At 53.6% G+C, this 15,788-nt stretch carries 9 protein-coding genes; 7 read left to right on the plus strand and 2 right to left on the minus strand.

Going from position 1 to position 15,788, the window contains the following annotated elements; genetic code table 11:
* Positions 1 to 124: 124 nt before the first annotated feature.
* Positions 125 to 2,692 carry an alpha-glucan family phosphorylase gene (glgP, locus tag ACI0FJ_RS05965; protein ID WP_424300350.1) on the minus strand — a complete coding sequence of 856 codons (2,568 nt, stop codon included), beginning with the start codon at positions 2,690 to 2,692 and terminating at the stop codon, positions 125 to 127.
* 291 nt (positions 2,693 to 2,983) lie between these two features.
* On the opposite strand from glgP, the gene dut reads away from it, so the two are divergent.
* The 4 genes from dut (at position 2,984) to ACI0FJ_RS05985 (ending at position 9,623) form a co-directional block, all read left to right on the plus strand.
* The gene (dut, locus tag ACI0FJ_RS05970; RefSeq protein ID WP_424300353.1) at positions 2,984 to 3,469 is read left to right on the plus strand and encodes a dUTP diphosphatase; all 486 of its coding nucleotides are present in this window, start codon (positions 2,984 to 2,986) and stop codon (positions 3,467 to 3,469) included.
* Positions 3,469 to 4,695: an aspartate aminotransferase family protein gene (locus tag ACI0FJ_RS05975; protein WP_424300356.1), complete on the plus strand. Its 1,227-nt coding sequence runs from the start codon at positions 3,469 to 3,471 to the stop codon at positions 4,693 to 4,695. The genes dut and ACI0FJ_RS05975 overlap by 1 nt, the downstream gene beginning before the upstream one ends.
* Positions 4,696 to 4,703: 8 nt before the next feature.
* Entirely contained in the window at positions 4,704 to 5,570 is an 867-nt protein-coding gene (locus ACI0FJ_RS05980) for a 50S ribosomal protein L11 methyltransferase (RefSeq protein ID WP_424300358.1), read from the plus strand.
* 537 nt (positions 5,571 to 6,107) lie between these two features.
* On the plus strand, positions 6,108 to 9,623 hold the full coding sequence (locus tag ACI0FJ_RS05985) for a hypothetical protein (protein WP_424300361.1): 3,516 nt from the start codon (positions 6,108 to 6,110) through the stop codon (positions 9,621 to 9,623).
* A gap of 294 nt (positions 9,624 to 9,917) precedes the next feature.
* On the opposite strand, the gene ACI0FJ_RS05990 is transcribed toward ACI0FJ_RS05985, so the two are convergent.
* Positions 9,918 to 12,260, minus strand: coding sequence for an STT3 domain-containing protein (locus tag ACI0FJ_RS05990; protein ID WP_424300364.1), 2,343 nt, complete (start codon positions 12,258 to 12,260; stop codon positions 9,918 to 9,920).
* A gap of 214 nt (positions 12,261 to 12,474) precedes the next feature.
* On the opposite strand from ACI0FJ_RS05990, the gene ACI0FJ_RS05995 reads away from it, so the two are divergent.
* From ACI0FJ_RS05995 to ACI0FJ_RS06005, 3 genes are all read left to right on the plus strand, one after another.
* Positions 12,475 to 13,155, plus strand: a complete 681-nt coding sequence (locus ACI0FJ_RS05995; protein WP_424300367.1) for an endonuclease III domain-containing protein — start codon at positions 12,475 to 12,477, stop codon at positions 13,153 to 13,155.
* Positions 13,156 to 13,174: 19 nt separating this feature from the next.
* Positions 13,175 to 14,323 (plus strand): murein hydrolase activator EnvC family protein, encoded by a 1,149-nt coding sequence (locus ACI0FJ_RS06000; RefSeq protein ID WP_424300370.1) that lies wholly within the window; start codon positions 13,175 to 13,177, stop codon positions 14,321 to 14,323.
* A 184-nt stretch (positions 14,324 to 14,507) separates the two neighbouring features.
* On the plus strand, positions 14,508 to 15,782 hold the full coding sequence (locus tag ACI0FJ_RS06005) for a S41 family peptidase (protein WP_424300373.1): 1,275 nt from the start codon (positions 14,508 to 14,510) through the stop codon (positions 15,780 to 15,782).
* Positions 15,783 to 15,788: the final 6 nt, after the last annotated feature.

The raw sequence follows: 15,788 nt of genomic DNA on the forward strand, positions 1-15,788 counted from the left end.
GTATAACCGATACACGCTTGTTGAAAAACAGCACCGATAAATTGAAAAGCCGGGCCGTACAAACGACCCGACTTTTCATTTGCAACCATATACAAAGACGGTCTTGGGTTCACACCTGTATTTTTCAGTCCGCCCAGCTGATCAACCCCAGAGAATGCGGGTCGAGCAACAGCGGGTGGCACGGCACAATACGCACTGTGAACCCAAAACGTCCGGCATCCTGTGGATCGGTTTCCCCGCGGAAGATATGCCAGCCATCCGAAGTCGTACCTTCGGCTTCCATCACGGTAACCTGGCGGGATGTAAATTCACCCTGCTGGTTGAGCGGTCCGGCGTAAATCTCGGCCTGCACATCCTTGGGACTCATCCCGTCCAGATAAATTTCCCCGTGCACGATGAACGATTCGCCCACATACAGGCGTTCGGGCGTTTCCGTACCCACGTTGCGGATTTTGATCTGGCTCCAACGGGTCATTATTTCCATGCGCCAGGCGGCAAGTTCCTTGGCCGGGGCATAGTTGTCCTTCATAAGGGTGCGGTAGCTTTCATATGCGGGCAGGTACGCCTTGGTGGCGTAATCCTCCACCATGCGGTGGGCGTTGAAGACCGGCCCGAGTTGCACCAGCGCATTCTTCATGCGGCGTATCCAGTTGCGCGGCATGTTGTCGCGCCCCCGGTCGTAGAACTCGGGCAGGATGTCGTTTTCCAGATAATTGTAGAATGTCTGGCTTTCCACGAAATCCTGATAGGCGTGGTCTTCATAAATTTCGCCACGCCCGATGGAGTAGCCCACACTGTTGTCCGCCTTGTAGGCTTCGGCCCACCAACCGTCCAATGTGCTCAGGTTGATGACGCCGTTGGCCATGGCCTTCATTCCGCTGGTCCCGCAGGCTTCCAAAGGAACACGCGGGTTGTTCAGCCAAATGTCGCCGCCCTGCAGCATGTATTTGGCGACTTCCATGTCGTAGTCTTCCAAAAAAACCATTTTGTAGCGCAGTTCTTCCTCACGGCAGACCTGAACGATCTCCTGGATGAATTTCTTGCCTTCCTGGTCCTGCGGATGCGCCTTGCCGGCAAAGATGAACTGCACCGGGCGCTTTTCATTGCCCATGATACGCAGCAGCCGTTCCTTGTCCTGAAGCAGCATGGTGGCCCTTTTGTAGGTGGCGAACCTACGGGCGAAGCAGATGGTCAGCGCGCCCGGATCAAGCACCTCTTCGGCTGCTTGCAAGTCCTTGCGCCGCGCCCCGCGCGCAATAAGTGTTTCCTTCAGGCGGGTACGGACAAATTCCACCAGCCGTTCACGCAGCCGTTCGTGGGTACGCCAAAGTTCGGATTCGGAAATACCATCGGCCTGCCGCCAGATGCGTTCGCAATCCGGGTCTTCCCGCCAGTTCCCGCCGAGATACCGGTCGTACAGGGAGGCCAGGTCAGGCGCCACCCAGGTGGGCATGTGCACACCGTTGGTAATGGCCCCTATAGGCACATCCTCCACCGGGTACTGGGGCCAGACGCGCTTCCACATGTTCCGCGAGACATGGCCGTGCAGTTTGCTGACCCCGTTGTTGAACCGGGAGAGCTTGAGCGCCAGTACGGTCATGCAGAAAGCTTCGCTGTCGTCGCGCATGTCCTCGCGTCCCAGGGCCATGAAACTCTTCAAGGCCAAATTCAGGGAGCGGGTATAGTTGTCAAAGTACTTGGCAATCAGATCCGGCGGAAAGCGGTCGTTGCCCGCAGGCACCGGGGTATGCGTGGTAAAAACGCTGGTTGAGGCTACAAGTTCCATGGCCGCTTCAAAGGGCAGGCCGTATTCGCCCATGAATACCCGGATGCGTTCCAGCCCGGCAAAGGCGGAATGTCCTTCGTTCATGTGGATGACCTTGGGTTCCAGGCCAAGGGCTTCGAGCATGCGCACCCCGCCTATACCCAAAAGAATTTCCTGCCGGACCCGCATTTCAAGATCGCCGCCGTACAGTCGGGCCGACGTCCAGCGCAGGTCTTCGTCGTTTTCCTTTATATTGGTATCCAGCAGGTAAAGCTTGATGCGCCCCACATCCACTTTCCATATCTGGGCCTGGCACTGGCGCCCGGCCATATCCACGGAAATCAGGATGGGTTTCTTTTCTGCGTCCTCGCAAAGATGCATGGGCATCTGCTCGAAGTCGCTGTCCGGATAGTTTTCCTGCTGCCAGCCGTCCGGTGTAAGGTATTGGCGGAAATATCCTTCCCGGTAGCACAGGCCGATGCCCAGCAGCGGAATATTCAGGTCGCTGGCCGACTTGAGATGGTCTCCCGCCAGAATGCCAAGGCCGCCCGAATACACGGGCAGGCTTTTGTCCACGCCGAATTCCAAGCTAAAATAGGCAACTACCGGTTTTTTTTCTGTCATACCGGGAAAGGTCACCGCCGACGTCGTTTTGGACAGATAGGTCTGCAGGCTTTTATGCACATCCGTCATGCGTTCCACAAAGAACTCATCCCGGGCAAGCTCCTGCATGACATTCTGAGGCAGGCGGTTGAGGAAGGCAACGGGGTTGCCCTCGCACTCCTTCCAAAGCCGGGGATCGATAAGCGAAAAAAGTTCACGTACCGGGCTGCTCCACGCAAACCAGAAGTTATAGGCCAGCTTCCATAGAGGACTCAGTTTTTCCGGCAACTTAGGAACAACACTAAATGAACGTATAGGACGCATACGAATTCTCCTTATTTTCAGCCGGGCATCCGGCTGGCCTCATATTAACGCAGGCTACGCAAAGGTCTTATCATAGCTATTGCCGAAAGCGTACGAAAAAGACAACGCCGCGGGAAGAGAGAATCCATTTTTTTTCATTTTTTTCGATATGGGCGTCATCCATTGCCTTTTGCATGCACCTGGAATAGTTTTGCGCCGGACCGAACGCATTGCGGCAAATGACTCACTGAATTCCTGCGCCAAGTCCGAATCTGCTTTTTTTTGAACCAACAACCTTTCGGACGATTATTCATGACACATTCCACGGATTTTTCCCAGAACAACGCCATAGGCGTCCGCGTGAAATACCTGCACACTGCCTGGGAAGGTCAGGAACTGGAAACCGCTACTTCGGGCTCGGCAGGCGTTGACCTGCGGGCCTGCATCGATCAGGAGACCCTGACCATCGAACCCGGTGACCGCGCTCCTATTCCGGCGGGCCTGGCGATTGAAATTACAGCCCCCGGCTTCGCGGGTTTCATTTTCTCGCGCAGCGGCCTGGGAGCCAAGGACGGACTCACCGTCAGCCAGGGAGTGGGCGTCATCGATCCGGATTACCGAGGAGAAATCATCGTCTCCTTGCTCAATACGTCTAAAGAGCGACGAACAATCCGACGAGGACAACGCATCGCCCAGTTGATATTTTTACCTTTTGCCGCGGCCCACTTTACCGCAGTGGAGGAACTCACCACTACGGAACGCGGAGCCGGAGGCTTTGGTCACACAGGAAAGAAGTAATGGAGAAATGTGACACGACCATGAACGCTTCTGAACAAATTATGCACAAGGAAAAGGCTGTCCTGTGCCACACCTACGGGCGGTATCCCGTAAGCGTGGTCAGGGCCGAAGGCTCCCGGATGTACACTCCGGAAGGCCGGGAATATGTGGATCTGCTGGCGGGCATCGCCGTAACCGCGCTGGGACATTGCAATCCAGAAATCGCCCGAACCATAGCTGATCAGGCCCGAAAGCTGGTGCATGTATCCAATCTTTTTTATCAGGACGAACAGGCCGACCTGGCCGCGGCCCTGCTGGAAACCTGCAACGCGGACAAGGTCTTTTTCTGCAACTCGGGCGCGGAGGCCAACGAAGCCGCCATCAAGCTCGCCCGTCGCTACATGAACAAGGTCGCCAAACGCGATGCGTACGAGGTCATCACCCTGGAGAGCTCCTTCCACGGGCGTACCCTGGCAACGCTTACGGCTACGGGGCAGGCCAAGGTCAAGGACGGTTTCGCTCCTCTACCCGAAGGCTTCGTCACCGTGCCGTTCAACGACCTGGAAGCCCTGCGCAAGGCCATAGGCCCCAAAACCGCCGCCATTATGGTGGAAGTGGTGCAGGGTGAAGGCGGCGTCCGCCCCCTGCCCCAGGAATTCGCCCAGGGCATCCAGAAGCTGTGCCGCGAAAACGACATCCTGCTCATTGTGGATGAAATCCAGACCGGCCTGTGCCGTACAGGAAAATTCTGGGCACACCAGCATTATGACCTGACCCCGGATATCATCACCTCAGCCAAGGCTCTTGCCAACGGCCTGCCCATGGGTGCCATGATGACCACGGACAAGGTCGCCAAAGGATTTGAACCCGGCAGCCACGCCACCACCTTTGGTGGTACGGCCCTGGTATCCGCAGCGGCACTCAAGACCATTCAGATAATGAAGCGCGACCGGTTGGACGAACGCGCCCACAAGATGGGACAGGATGCAACCGCCCTGTTCGAGACCTTGGCCGCCGCGCATCCAGAAGCCATTACGGAAATCCGGGGTTGCGGCCTGATGATAGGCATTGTTCTGTCCTTTCCCGGCCAGGAAATCTGGCAGGCCCTGCTGGACGCCGGATTCATCTGCAACCTGACGCAGGGCAACGTGCTCCGGCTGCTGCCCGCACTGACCATCGACTTTGCCGACCTTGAAGCATTTGCCGAAACTCTGGGCAATATTCTGTCGGCCCGTAAAACAGCATAAGGATTATTATGCTCACCAAGCTGACCATAGCGCCTGTACCGCAGGACAGTGACATTGCTGCCACCCTGCTGGCTCAATATGCGCCGCAGGGATGGGAGGAACAGCCCATCCCCGGACATCCGCAGGAAGCCGTGCGCATCTGCGTTTACTTCGAGAACCCAAATTCCGCGGTGTCGTTGGCCTCGCGCCTGGATGCCGCATTGAATGACGGTCCCGAAAAGGTCGACGTGGTCATGGAGGAAGTTCCGGAACAGGATTGGAACGCAGCCTGGAAGGACTTCTTTGTTCCCGTACGTGCAGGCGAAATGTTCACTGTGCTGCCGCCCTGGATGGCGAATCAAAAATGCGATACCAGGCACTCCATCGTCATTGAACCCAAAATGGCGTTCGGCACCGGGCACCACGAGACAACCGCATTATGCCTGGAAGTGCTTTCCGAGCTTGTCGTTTCCGGACGGCTGAAGCCCGGGCAGAACTTCCTGGACCTGGGAACGGGTTCGGGCATTCTGGGCATTGGCCTTACATTGTGCGGACTTACCGGCGTGGGACTGGATATCGACCACCAGGCCACGGTCTGCGCACTGGAGAACGCCCGCATAAACGGTTGCAGCCAAGGCTACGAGGCCGCGACCGGGGGAATAGAAACCCTGGTACCGGGCAAACAATTCGATTGCGTGGTTGCAAACATCCTGTCCGGCCCGCTCATCAGCCTATCCCCGCTCATCAAGCAGCGCATGGCCGATGGCGGCTGTCTGGTACTCTCCGGCATTCTGGTGGAACAGGCCGAAAGCGTTTCCAAGGCCTACCAGCGCCTGGGAATACCCGCCCCCCGCAAAACCGAACGCGGAGAATGGGTGGTGCTGGCCTGGATTTAACAGCCCACTTGCTACCTACACAAACAAGGCCGGGAGCATTAAGCTTCCGGCCTTTTCTTGTCGATTGCAAAGTCCAAATCAGACAGGCTGCTCAATAAAGCAAGTTTCTTGAGGCAACGCCGCTATCGCATTTTTTCAGCAACCTAAGGTCGAGAACATTATGCTTTCGGCCTTTTAAATCTCACATTCCAATCAAGCAGGTTGCTCAAAAAAGGGGAGAGAACAAGGTTATATTCCAGACTATTCGAACTAACCAAGCCTTTCAAACGGCCTCAGATAAAAAAGATTATTGAAGTCGATAAATCTAGTCATTAAAATTTGGACACTCACGCCAGACATGGGATAGATGAAAAACAAACTGACATACCAGTCTAGGCAAGTATCATCAGTGCCCTTAAAAGATGAAAGGCATACAAAAATTATTCTTAAGCGAATCAGTAAACGTTCCTCGTCCCCCCGGGGCTATGTCCTCCTAACTCATAGATAAAAGTTAACTAGCCCCTAGCCGAAAGTCGAGACAGTGACGGAGACAGCCATATGAGCAAAAAGCTCAGCAACCCATTTTCAACTGGTGGAGGTGGCGCTCATTTTGAGGCGAATATTCAGGCTTCTTTTGCCACGCTAATGCTCACTGGCGGGCACGCCCCTTGCCTTCCTTGTTGGCCCATTGTGGAAATCAAGCTTCAAGGAAAAATTGACGGGTTCGACACGGACGACCTCATTATTGTTGTAGAGAACCACACCAATAAAGAACAGCGAAAACTTCTCGGGCAGATCAAGCATTCCATTTCCATCACCAAAGGGAGTGTTTTGTTTGGAGAGGTTATGCAGGCGGCTTGGAATGATTTTAACAACCCTGAGGTGTTCACAAAGGATAAGGATTCTATTGCACTGATCACAGGACCGCTCAGCGCAACTGACGCAGACAATGTGCGATGGCTGTTGAATCATGCAAGGCACACCAAAGACGCTAATGAATTTTTCAGGCACGTTGAACAGTCAAATTTTTGCTCATCCAAAAGTCGTGAGAAATTAAATGCCATTCAACACCATCTAAAGGCTGCAAACGGAGGCAACGATATTTCAGATGGTGAACTATATAATTTTCTTAACCACTTCCACCTGCTCGGCTATGATCTTGATAATGAGTTTGGTGTTGTCCTGCCTCTGCTTCATTCCCATATTTCTCAATTCAACCAACAGTATCCCCATTGGATTTGGCCTAGAGTGGTTGAATTTGTACAGAAATGGAATCAAAATGCCGGTAGCATCACTCCCGACAAGATTCCAGATGACCTTCAGGGGGCCTTTAAACAAAAGACCGTAGTGGTAATACCTGAAGAACTCACGACAGTAGAAGAAGAACCAAAAACAAATTGGGCTCAGCGCCCGGAAGCCCCATATTTGGCCTTGGCTGTTCTGATTGGGGGATGGGAAGACAATAGCCCATGTGACTCTGAGACAATCCAACAACTGCTAGGAATAAGTTATGACGAATGGCTAAATAAGGCTCGGATAATATTGCCTTGCTCTGACAGTCCATTGTCTCTCAAGAATGGCACATGGAAAATCATCAATCGGGCGGAGCTTTGGAGCCAGTTGGGATCACACATCCTTGACAAAAATCTCGATACTTTTATGTCACTCGCAGTTTCCGTGCTGAAGGAACAAGACCCCGCTTTTGAACTTCCAGCCGAAGAACGATACGCGGCAAGCATTCGCGGTAAGGTGTTGAAGTGTTCACATGTGCTGCGGGAAGGCATTGCCGAAGGCTTAGCCATGCTGGGCAATCAGCCAGAGAGCTGTTGTAACTGCTCGCAAGAAAAAGCTGAAACTACTTGCGCACTGGCAATACAGGACATTCTCTCCAACGCCGACTGGAAATTATGGGGAAGCCTTAACAATTTATTACCTGCCCTCGCTGAAGCCGCTCCAGAAAATTTTCTTGATGCTGTCGAGAAAACAATGCGCTTGATCCCCTGTCCTTTTGATGAACTTTTCTCTCAGGAAGGCAAGGGAATCACTGGCAGCAATTATCTAACCGGCCTGCTTTGGGCATTGGAAGGACTAGCGTGGGATGAGCAGTATCTGGTTAGTGTCTGTGTCACGCTTGGAGAACTTGCCAGCCATGACCCCGGCGGTCAGTGGGCCAATCGTCCCTCTAATTCTCTTGCAACCATTTTACTCCCCTGGCTACCGCAAACACTGGCTACTGTTGAGAAACGTAAGGTAGCGGTAGAAGCAATCCTCAAGGAACGACCAGATATAGCCTGGGACCTGCTAGTTCAGCTTCTGCCCGATCAAATGCAAACCTCTTCGGGAACCCACAAACCAAGCTGGCGCAAAACAATCCCTGAGGATAGGGAAAAAGGCATCTCTACAAAGGAATACTGGGAACAGGTAAATTTTTACGCAGAACTCGCGGTGAAAGCCGCCAGCAAAGAGACCACTAAACTGTCGGTATTAATTGACCTTTGTAATAAACTGCCAAAACCAGTTTTGGGCCAACTACTTCAGACGCTTGCCTCTCAACCCATTTTAGGACTTCCTGAAGAGCAAAGACTTCCCCTATGGAACCACCTTATTAACTTAGCGAACAGACACAGAAAATTCTCCAAAGCGAAATGGTCATTGTCCGAGGAACTGATTCTTCGCATTGAACATGTCGCCGAACAACTTGCTCCCCAAACCCCTTTCTATTTATATCAGCACCTTTTTACAAATCATAACCATGAACTCTATGAAGAAAACGGTGATTGGAAAGAACAGCAAAAAAAACTCAACACTCGACGTGAAAAAGCCATTTTAGAAATCTTTCAAGAGAGTGGTACTGAAGGCGTCATCCGATTTGCCGAATCCGTACCCGCACCGGATAAAGCTGGCTTCGCATTGGGAGCCGTTAACGAAGACACGATTGAAAACGCGCTGTTACCACTTTTTCTGGATTCCACAGATCACAAACGCAAAGCATTCATAAGTAGTTTTATCCGTTCTCGTTGCCACCTTAAAGGTTGGGAATGGTGTGACCTAATAGATAAGCAAAACTGGACCCATAAACAAATAGGACAATTCCTAGCTTATTTGCCATTTACTGAGGAAGCATGGAAGCGCGCTTCTGATTGGCTGCGAAAGGACGAAAAGGAATTCTGGAGCCGGACCTTGGCCATTGCCTATCAGGCTGATGAAAATCTTGCCTTCGCCATTGCTAAACTCATAAAATATGGCAGACCCAATGCGGCTATCAACTGCCTAGCTAGAATGCTCCATGCTCAACTGCCATTAGATACTGATCTGTGTGTAAAAGCGTTAACCGCGGCTATTTCCTCCAACGAACCTAGTAACGCCACAGACAAATACAACATCATAAAGCTAATCAAAGTTCTTCAGACAGAATCGTCAGTGAACGAGGAAGACCTTTATAAAGTTGAATGGGCATACGTTCCTTTACTTAACCATGATGATGAAGCCGCCCCCCAACTCCTTGAAACCAAACTGGCCAATGACCCCAAGTTCTTTTGTAAGATGATTCAGCTAATCTACCGATCCCAAAAAAAAGAGCAGCCATCGGAAGCTCCCAACGAAAAATCAAAAGCAGACGCCACAAATGCTTGGCGACTCCTGAATGAATGGAGGACTCCCCCAGGGATACAAGCAGATGGAACATTCAACGGAGAGTATTTCACCGAGTGGCTTCAAAGAGTGAAGGATATCTGTACAGAATCCGGACACCTGGATGTTGCCCTAATCCACGTTGGGCATATATTGATTCACACTCCCCCCGATCCGACAGGATTATGGATACACCGCACTGTCGCAGATGCACTGAATGCTCGCGAAGCTGATAAGATGCGCCGAGGATTCAGTACTGGAAAATACAACTCACGCGGAGTCTATACGGTTGACCCGACAGGAAAGCCGGAAAGAGAATTGGCAGAACAGTATTTGAGCAAAGCAGAAGAGATAGAAAACGCTGGATTTCATCGAATTGCAGTTACGTTGAGAGAGCTCGCGAAAAGCTATAATCGAGAAGCTAATGCACCTCATTTTTGCTAGGTACGGGGAGAGCCTCAAACTCAACGGCGGACTTTGAAATTACTGATACTCGTTTCAGAGCAAGGAACTTAAGCTATTAGAAATATGAAAAATAATATTTGGGGTAATAACATGGATAAAACAGTCTCCCCCTAAAGTTTACTTTCAAACCACGTCTCCTATGTGCCTAAGGATAGTGGCTTAACTCCGTGCCCACAACTCTGTGGCAGGATCACTGACGCGCAGATCCAGGCACCTAATACCTTGAATTTACTAAAGACACAACTCTATCGCGTCTTTTTTCAGCAGCCAGGATCAATCAGCAAGTTTGTAGATGCGCCCCCACGGAGCATTCTCCACCACCAGCCTGAAATACGGTGCGAAGTCGTTCGGGTCCATGATCAGCATCTGCACCATCATGGACTTGTAGATGTCTTCGGTCATGACATACACCTCGCTGCTCTGGCTGTTCATAACCACATACAGCCCTTCCTTGTCGGGCCATTTCCGAATATCGGTCTTTTCCGAAGACACCACGGCCAGCTCACATATCTTGAGCGGTGGATACTCCTTGCTATTGAGGGTGCCTGTCTGGGTATTGATGCTGACTTCCCCACCGACAGTGCCTATCTGCCCCCGCGCATGGCCGCCGGTGGCAATGTTCCAGGAACCGAAGTCCGAAATCCATCCCGCCAGCTTCAGATTGTCCCACGAAAAGACAAGGTACTGGGGAGGATGCACCTTGCTTACAGGCATGTTCCTGTCGGCAAGGTCGGTCATGTGTTTCTGAGCCTGGGCCGCCCCCATCCTTTCCAACGATTCAATGGGATCGAGTTCCAGATTGAAGATTTCAGGAACAGAAGGCGCCCCACCATCCGATTCGGCACGCGCCTGCTTCCATATTTCCGCAGCAAAGGTGTGCATGAGCTGCGCCGCCGCCCTTGGAGAAGTGGCCGTATGCACCTTTGCCAGGGGATAGACCCAGTTGGAGTAGTTGCGTCCCCCATCCGCAAACGTATAGCGTTTGCCATAAAATTGCGCGGCATAGCCGTAATCCCACCATTGCCAGAGCCAACCGTCTTTCTCTGTTGCGTTGCTGGCGGCTTCGAGGGTTCTGGCGTATTCGTGGTCGAGTACGGGAGAGGGGCGCAGCTGCATGCTTATTCCCCACAACGGCACGAGTACAACGGCAAGCAGCAGCATCCCGACGGCCCAGCCAACCACACGCGGAATCCGGGAGATGTGCTTTACAGCAAGGCCCAGGCCCACGAAACCCAGGCCGATTGTCGGCCCACCGTACATGGAAAAACGATACCCCAGCCGGGCGCTGGCCAGTCCGAGCAACAGAAGCGGCAGAAAGGTCAGGCAGGCGGGCAGGCGACGACACAAATAAATGTACCCGACCAGCCCTGCGCAAAAAATGCTCCAGTGCCCGCTCATCTGTTCGATGACAAGCCCCAGCGGGGCATTTTGCGCCTCGCGTACGCTCTGCCGTATGCCGGGGAGCTGCAAGGAAGCTCCAATGGCCGAAGCATTGTTCACACCGCCGCCCACATGTGTGGGTTTTAGCCAGGTCAGGGCATGATTAAGCATCCCGCGCAGGATGTCCCCTTCAAAAACAACCACAAGAACGGCAAAAATCCCCAGCATGGCCCAAAGAACGCGGCCGCGTGCGAAAATTTCCGGTTTCTTCCAGACTGCTCCGGCCAGGACGGCGGCAATGACCACGCCGGGCCAGCCCAGAAAAAGCGGCGCAGTGGACAGACCGGCCGCGCACAAGGCTGTAAGCCGCAGCCCCGGGGCCGCCAGAAAAAAACCAACCAGCCCGGCAACTCCCAATGTCGCCAACATGATGGACAGGCCACTGGCATAAAAAAGATAGTAGAACTGGCACATCAGCCCCAGCAGCACTGCCCCGCCCCATATCTTGGGCAGTTTGTCCACCTGGGGAGCGGCCTCCCCTTTCCGAGCCATGCGGGGCAGACGCCAACTCAGGTCGAAAGATCTGTCCAGCCAGACAAGCACGCCACCAGCCAGAAGCACGGGGAAAAGAAGAGTGTAAAGGTCCGTGTCCAGACTGCCCAGGCGGGTACGGATCATATACCCCATCGAAGTCGACGCCAGCAGTCCGGCAACGGCCGCAAATTCACATCCGCCCAGCCAGCAGGCCAAAAGGCAGACCGGGATGGCGGCCAAGGGTGCGAAGAGTGCCGGCATCCAAAAACCGATGTCGGCAACGGGCGTTCCCGACAGGGAGTGCCAGAGGGCCAACATCCGCGAGAGCGGCTGCGAGGCGAGGAAGCCATTCACATCTATCGCACCTGCCAACCACGCGTAGGCATCGTGGGTGGACATGAGGTATTGTCCGTCCAGGCTGAAACCGAGCCCCTGCCAATAGACGTATTCCTGGGCCCGGATAAGAAAACTGCCGCCATAGGCCAACACGCAGCCGAAAAGAAAAGCTACCCAAGAAAATTGGGAAAACGAGAACGTTGGCGAAACTGGAAGAGAGGTGCGTGGAATATCCGAGGCATTATCGGAAATAACAGACTCTGCAAATGGCTCGGCAAGCGGCTCTTTGAACGCCACGGCCCCTTGTTTTTTTGAACGGCCCTCGCGGGCGGGCATAACGCCTTTGCTCTGTTTTTTCTTACCCAAGGCTGTCTCCCGAAATATGGTCGGTTGCGAAGGCGATCAATTCTTCCTATGAATGGTTGTGCAAAGGGACGATGGGATATGGGGAGCCCCCCGACGGACAACGATGGATAAGCGTCGATTCCGTTGGGACAGTGGACCTTAGGGCCGAATAACCGAAGTTTTTCAGTACTCCCCTGGCATCCCACGCAATGCACAAAGGCAAATACGACAAGTTATGCAAAGACACAATCTCCTGTTGAATTACTTCTCGGCCATGCACGATGCGCTCGGTCCGAGCAATTGGTGGCCGGGCGACAGCCCTTTTGAAATTGCGGTTGGCGCGGTGCTTACCCAGAATACCAACTGGGGTAATGTGGAAAAGGCCATGAACAACCTGCGCGCCGAAAAGCTGCTTACCCCCGCCGCCATGACCACCCTTACCGAAAACGAACTGGCAGAGCGCATCCGCCCGGCCGGTTTTTTCCGCCTCAAGTCGGCACGGCTGGGCAATCTGCTGCGTTTTCTGCGCTGCCGCGCCCCGTCTTCCGAGGCATTGTCCGAGCCTTCCCTGGCTTTTCTGCGCGAACAGGACATGGACTCCCTGCGCGACGACCTGCTGAACATCAAGGGCATAGGACCGGAAACCGCAGACAGTATCCTCCTGTACGCCCTGGAATACCCCAGCTTTGTGGCCGACGCCTACACGGCTCGGCTGCTGCACCGCCACGGGCACCTGCCGCCCGATGCACCGTACAACGAGCTTCGTGACTTTTTCATGGATACCTTGCCGCCCGATGTGGCCACCTTCAACGAATACCACGCACTCATCGTACGCGTGGGCAAGACCTGGTGCAAAAAAAGCTCTCCAAAGTGCGGCGAATGCCCGCTTTCCTCCTTTCTGGACCAGATGCCCTAACATGCCTATGATGCGCGACATGAGCTCCCACAAAAACAGTTCTTCCTCATGCTCCATATGGATTCCGCTCCTCCTGCTGTTTGCCGTGGCATCCCTTCTGCTCCCTCTCCAGGCGCGGTCTGCCTCGCATGCCGATGTGCTGCGCGACGAAATCGCCCGGGGAAAATCACAGGCCCGCGAGCATAAAGAACAGGTCACCCGGCTGAGCCAACAAGAACGCAAGCTGTACAAGAACCTTGCAAAGCTGGAAGATCGTACCGCAAGCCTGGAATCCGCGGTTTGGAAGGAAGAAACCAAACTTGCGGATATTGAACGGGCCCAGGAAAAGCTGGTTCAGGAACACGACAGACTTTCTGCCAAACGCAAGGAGCTTTCGAAAGAACTCGACGGATTTCTCGCCCAGTTGTGGCCGCTGTATCTGCAACGCAATACGCAGCGCCTTTCGCTCCTGTCATCCTGGAAAGGAGCGGACAGACGCTTTACCTGGATGCGCTCCCTTTACGACCAGGCCGATACAATTCTGGAAGAAATGCGCGAACAGTCGACCCGCATCGCCGGAAACCTTGCCGAACAGGACAGGTTGAAGCAGGAAGCGGTGAAACGGCTGGAAAGCGTGAACGCCAAAAAAGATGCCCTGCTTGGGGACAAGCTGGCCCTGGTCAAAAGCATCAGAGCCATCCGCGCACAGCTCGTCAGCGAAGAAGAAGAACTCTCCGACGTGATGTCCACCGTCGAATCGCTCAAATACAAGCTCAAGGCCCTTACTGCACGGAAATTTGCGGACTTCAGGGGCAGCCTGCCCTGGCCGGCCAAAGGGACGGTTGTCACCCACTATGCGCCGCGGGCCAAACCTCCCGTACGGGGTGTGGGGCTGAAGCTTTCAGCGGACGCCCCCGTCCATGCCGTGTCCTGGGGCAAAGTGGTGCACAACGACACCCTGCGCGGATTCGGCAAGGTCATCATTCTGTTTCATGGCAACGATTATTATACGTTGTATGCATTTTTGGAACAAAGCAACGTCCGGGTGGGACAGGACGTGGAAAAAGACGAAGTGATCGGCTACGCCGGTTATTATCCCAAGGCCAAAGGCCCCGGACTCTATTTTGAATTGCGTTTTCATAAAAAAGCACTTAACCCAAACAAGTGGCTCACCAGTTTGAAAAACTGATGCCGCATCACAGAAAGATGGCGTCGAAGGGCGGAGAGAGCGCATAACGGACCATCACCACAACAACGCAGAAGCCGTAATTCAAGTGGTACCTTTTTCCACAAAAATACGATCCATCCAAACGTTGCTGCAGGATGTTACACATAAAATCTGCAGCTACATCACAGATTCCCGGGAGGAATGCATGCGGTTCGCACGCTGGTTGGCATTGTTTGTTCTTGTCATTACTCTGGCGATTTCCGTCACCAGTATAAAAGCGGACGAGGAAGATCCCTTTGCTCCGCTCAAGCGTTTCAGCCAGGTGCTGGGGCTTGTAGAAGACTATTATGTAAAAGATATTTCCCGCAAGGAGCTCATCGACGACTCCATCAAGGGCATGCTGCAGCAGCTCGATCCTCACTCCGCCTATATGCCGCCTGAGGAATTCAAGGAGATGCAGCAGTCCACGTCGGGCGAATTCAGCGGCATCGGAATTGAAATCAGCATGGACAACGGCCGGCTGATCGTCGTCTCGCCCATCGAGGACACTCCGGCAGACAAGGCCGGACTGCGCAGCGGCGATTTCATTATCGAGATCAACGGCGAATCCACGCAGGACCTTTCCCTTATGGACGCGGTCAAAAAAATCCGTGGCCCCAAAGGCAAGGCTGTGAATCTGACCATTCTGCATACGGATTCGCAAAAGCCGGAAACCGTCAGCATCGTCCGCGATTCCATTCCCATCCACAGCGTCAAGAACGAATCCCTGGACGACGGCTATCTGTACGTGCGCCTGACGCGGTTCAACGACAACACAACCGAAGAACTGCACAAGGCTCTGAAAGAGTACACGAAAGACCATCAGCTCAAGGGTGTTGTACTGGACTTGCGGAACAACCCCGGCGGCCTGCTCAATCAGGCGGTCAAGGTATCCGATACCTTCCTGGAAGACGGACTCATCGTTTATATTCAGGGCAAATCCCAGACCTCCCGCAAGGATTACAAAGCCAGCAAGCAGTCCGGCGACGTGAAAACGCCCCTGGTTGTTCTGATCAACGCAGGCTCGGCTTCCGCCTCGGAAATCGTGGCCGGAGCGCTGCAGGATCATCACCGCGGCCTCATCATCGGCGAACGGAGCTTCGGCAAGGGATCGGTACAGACAGTCATCCCCCTGCCCGACGGTTCGGGAATAAAGCTGACCACGGCCCTGTACTATACGCCCAACGGGCGCTCCATCCAGGCGGAAGGCATCAAGCCCGACCTGTCCATTCCCTTTGAAAAACCCAAGGAACAGGATGATCCCCGTTTCATCATCCGGGAACAGGATTTATCGCGCCACTTGGAATCCGCCAATGGAAACGGAACTTCCGCCAAGGACAAAATCAGCGAAAAAGCCGCCAAGATGCTGGTACGAGACAACCAACTGCGTATGGCCCTCGAACTGGTGAAGCAGCTTCCCACTATTAAAAAATTGCAGTAACCACGG

This window comes from Desulfovibrio sp. 7SRBS1 (assembly GCF_049723905.1).
In the GTDB taxonomy this organism is placed as follows: Bacteria; Desulfobacterota; Desulfovibrionia; order Desulfovibrionales; family Desulfovibrionaceae.

Excerpts from the sequence above, each read along its gene's own strand:
- ACI0FJ_RS05980 (WP_424300358.1), top strand. The coding sequence starts at position 4,704 with ATGCTCACCAAGCTGACCATAGCGCCTGTACCGCAGGACAGTGACATT.
- ACI0FJ_RS05975 (WP_424300356.1), top strand. The coding sequence starts at position 3,469 with ATGGAGAAATGTGACACGACCATGAACGCTTCTGAACAAATTATGCAC.
- glgP (WP_424300350.1), bottom strand. The coding sequence starts at position 2,692 with ATGCGTCCTATACGTTCATTTAGTGTTGTTCCTAAGTTGCCGGAAAAA.
- dut (WP_424300353.1), top strand. The coding sequence starts at position 2,984 with ATGACACATTCCACGGATTTTTCCCAGAACAACGCCATAGGCGTCCGC.
- ACI0FJ_RS05995 (WP_424300367.1), top strand. The coding sequence starts at position 12,475 with ATGCAAAGACACAATCTCCTGTTGAATTACTTCTCGGCCATGCACGAT.
- ACI0FJ_RS06000 (WP_424300370.1), top strand. The coding sequence starts at position 13,175 with ATGAGCTCCCACAAAAACAGTTCTTCCTCATGCTCCATATGGATTCCG.
- ACI0FJ_RS05985 (WP_424300361.1), top strand. The coding sequence starts at position 6,108 with ATGAGCAAAAAGCTCAGCAACCCATTTTCAACTGGTGGAGGTGGCGCT.
- ACI0FJ_RS06005 (WP_424300373.1), top strand. The coding sequence starts at position 14,508 with ATGCGGTTCGCACGCTGGTTGGCATTGTTTGTTCTTGTCATTACTCTG.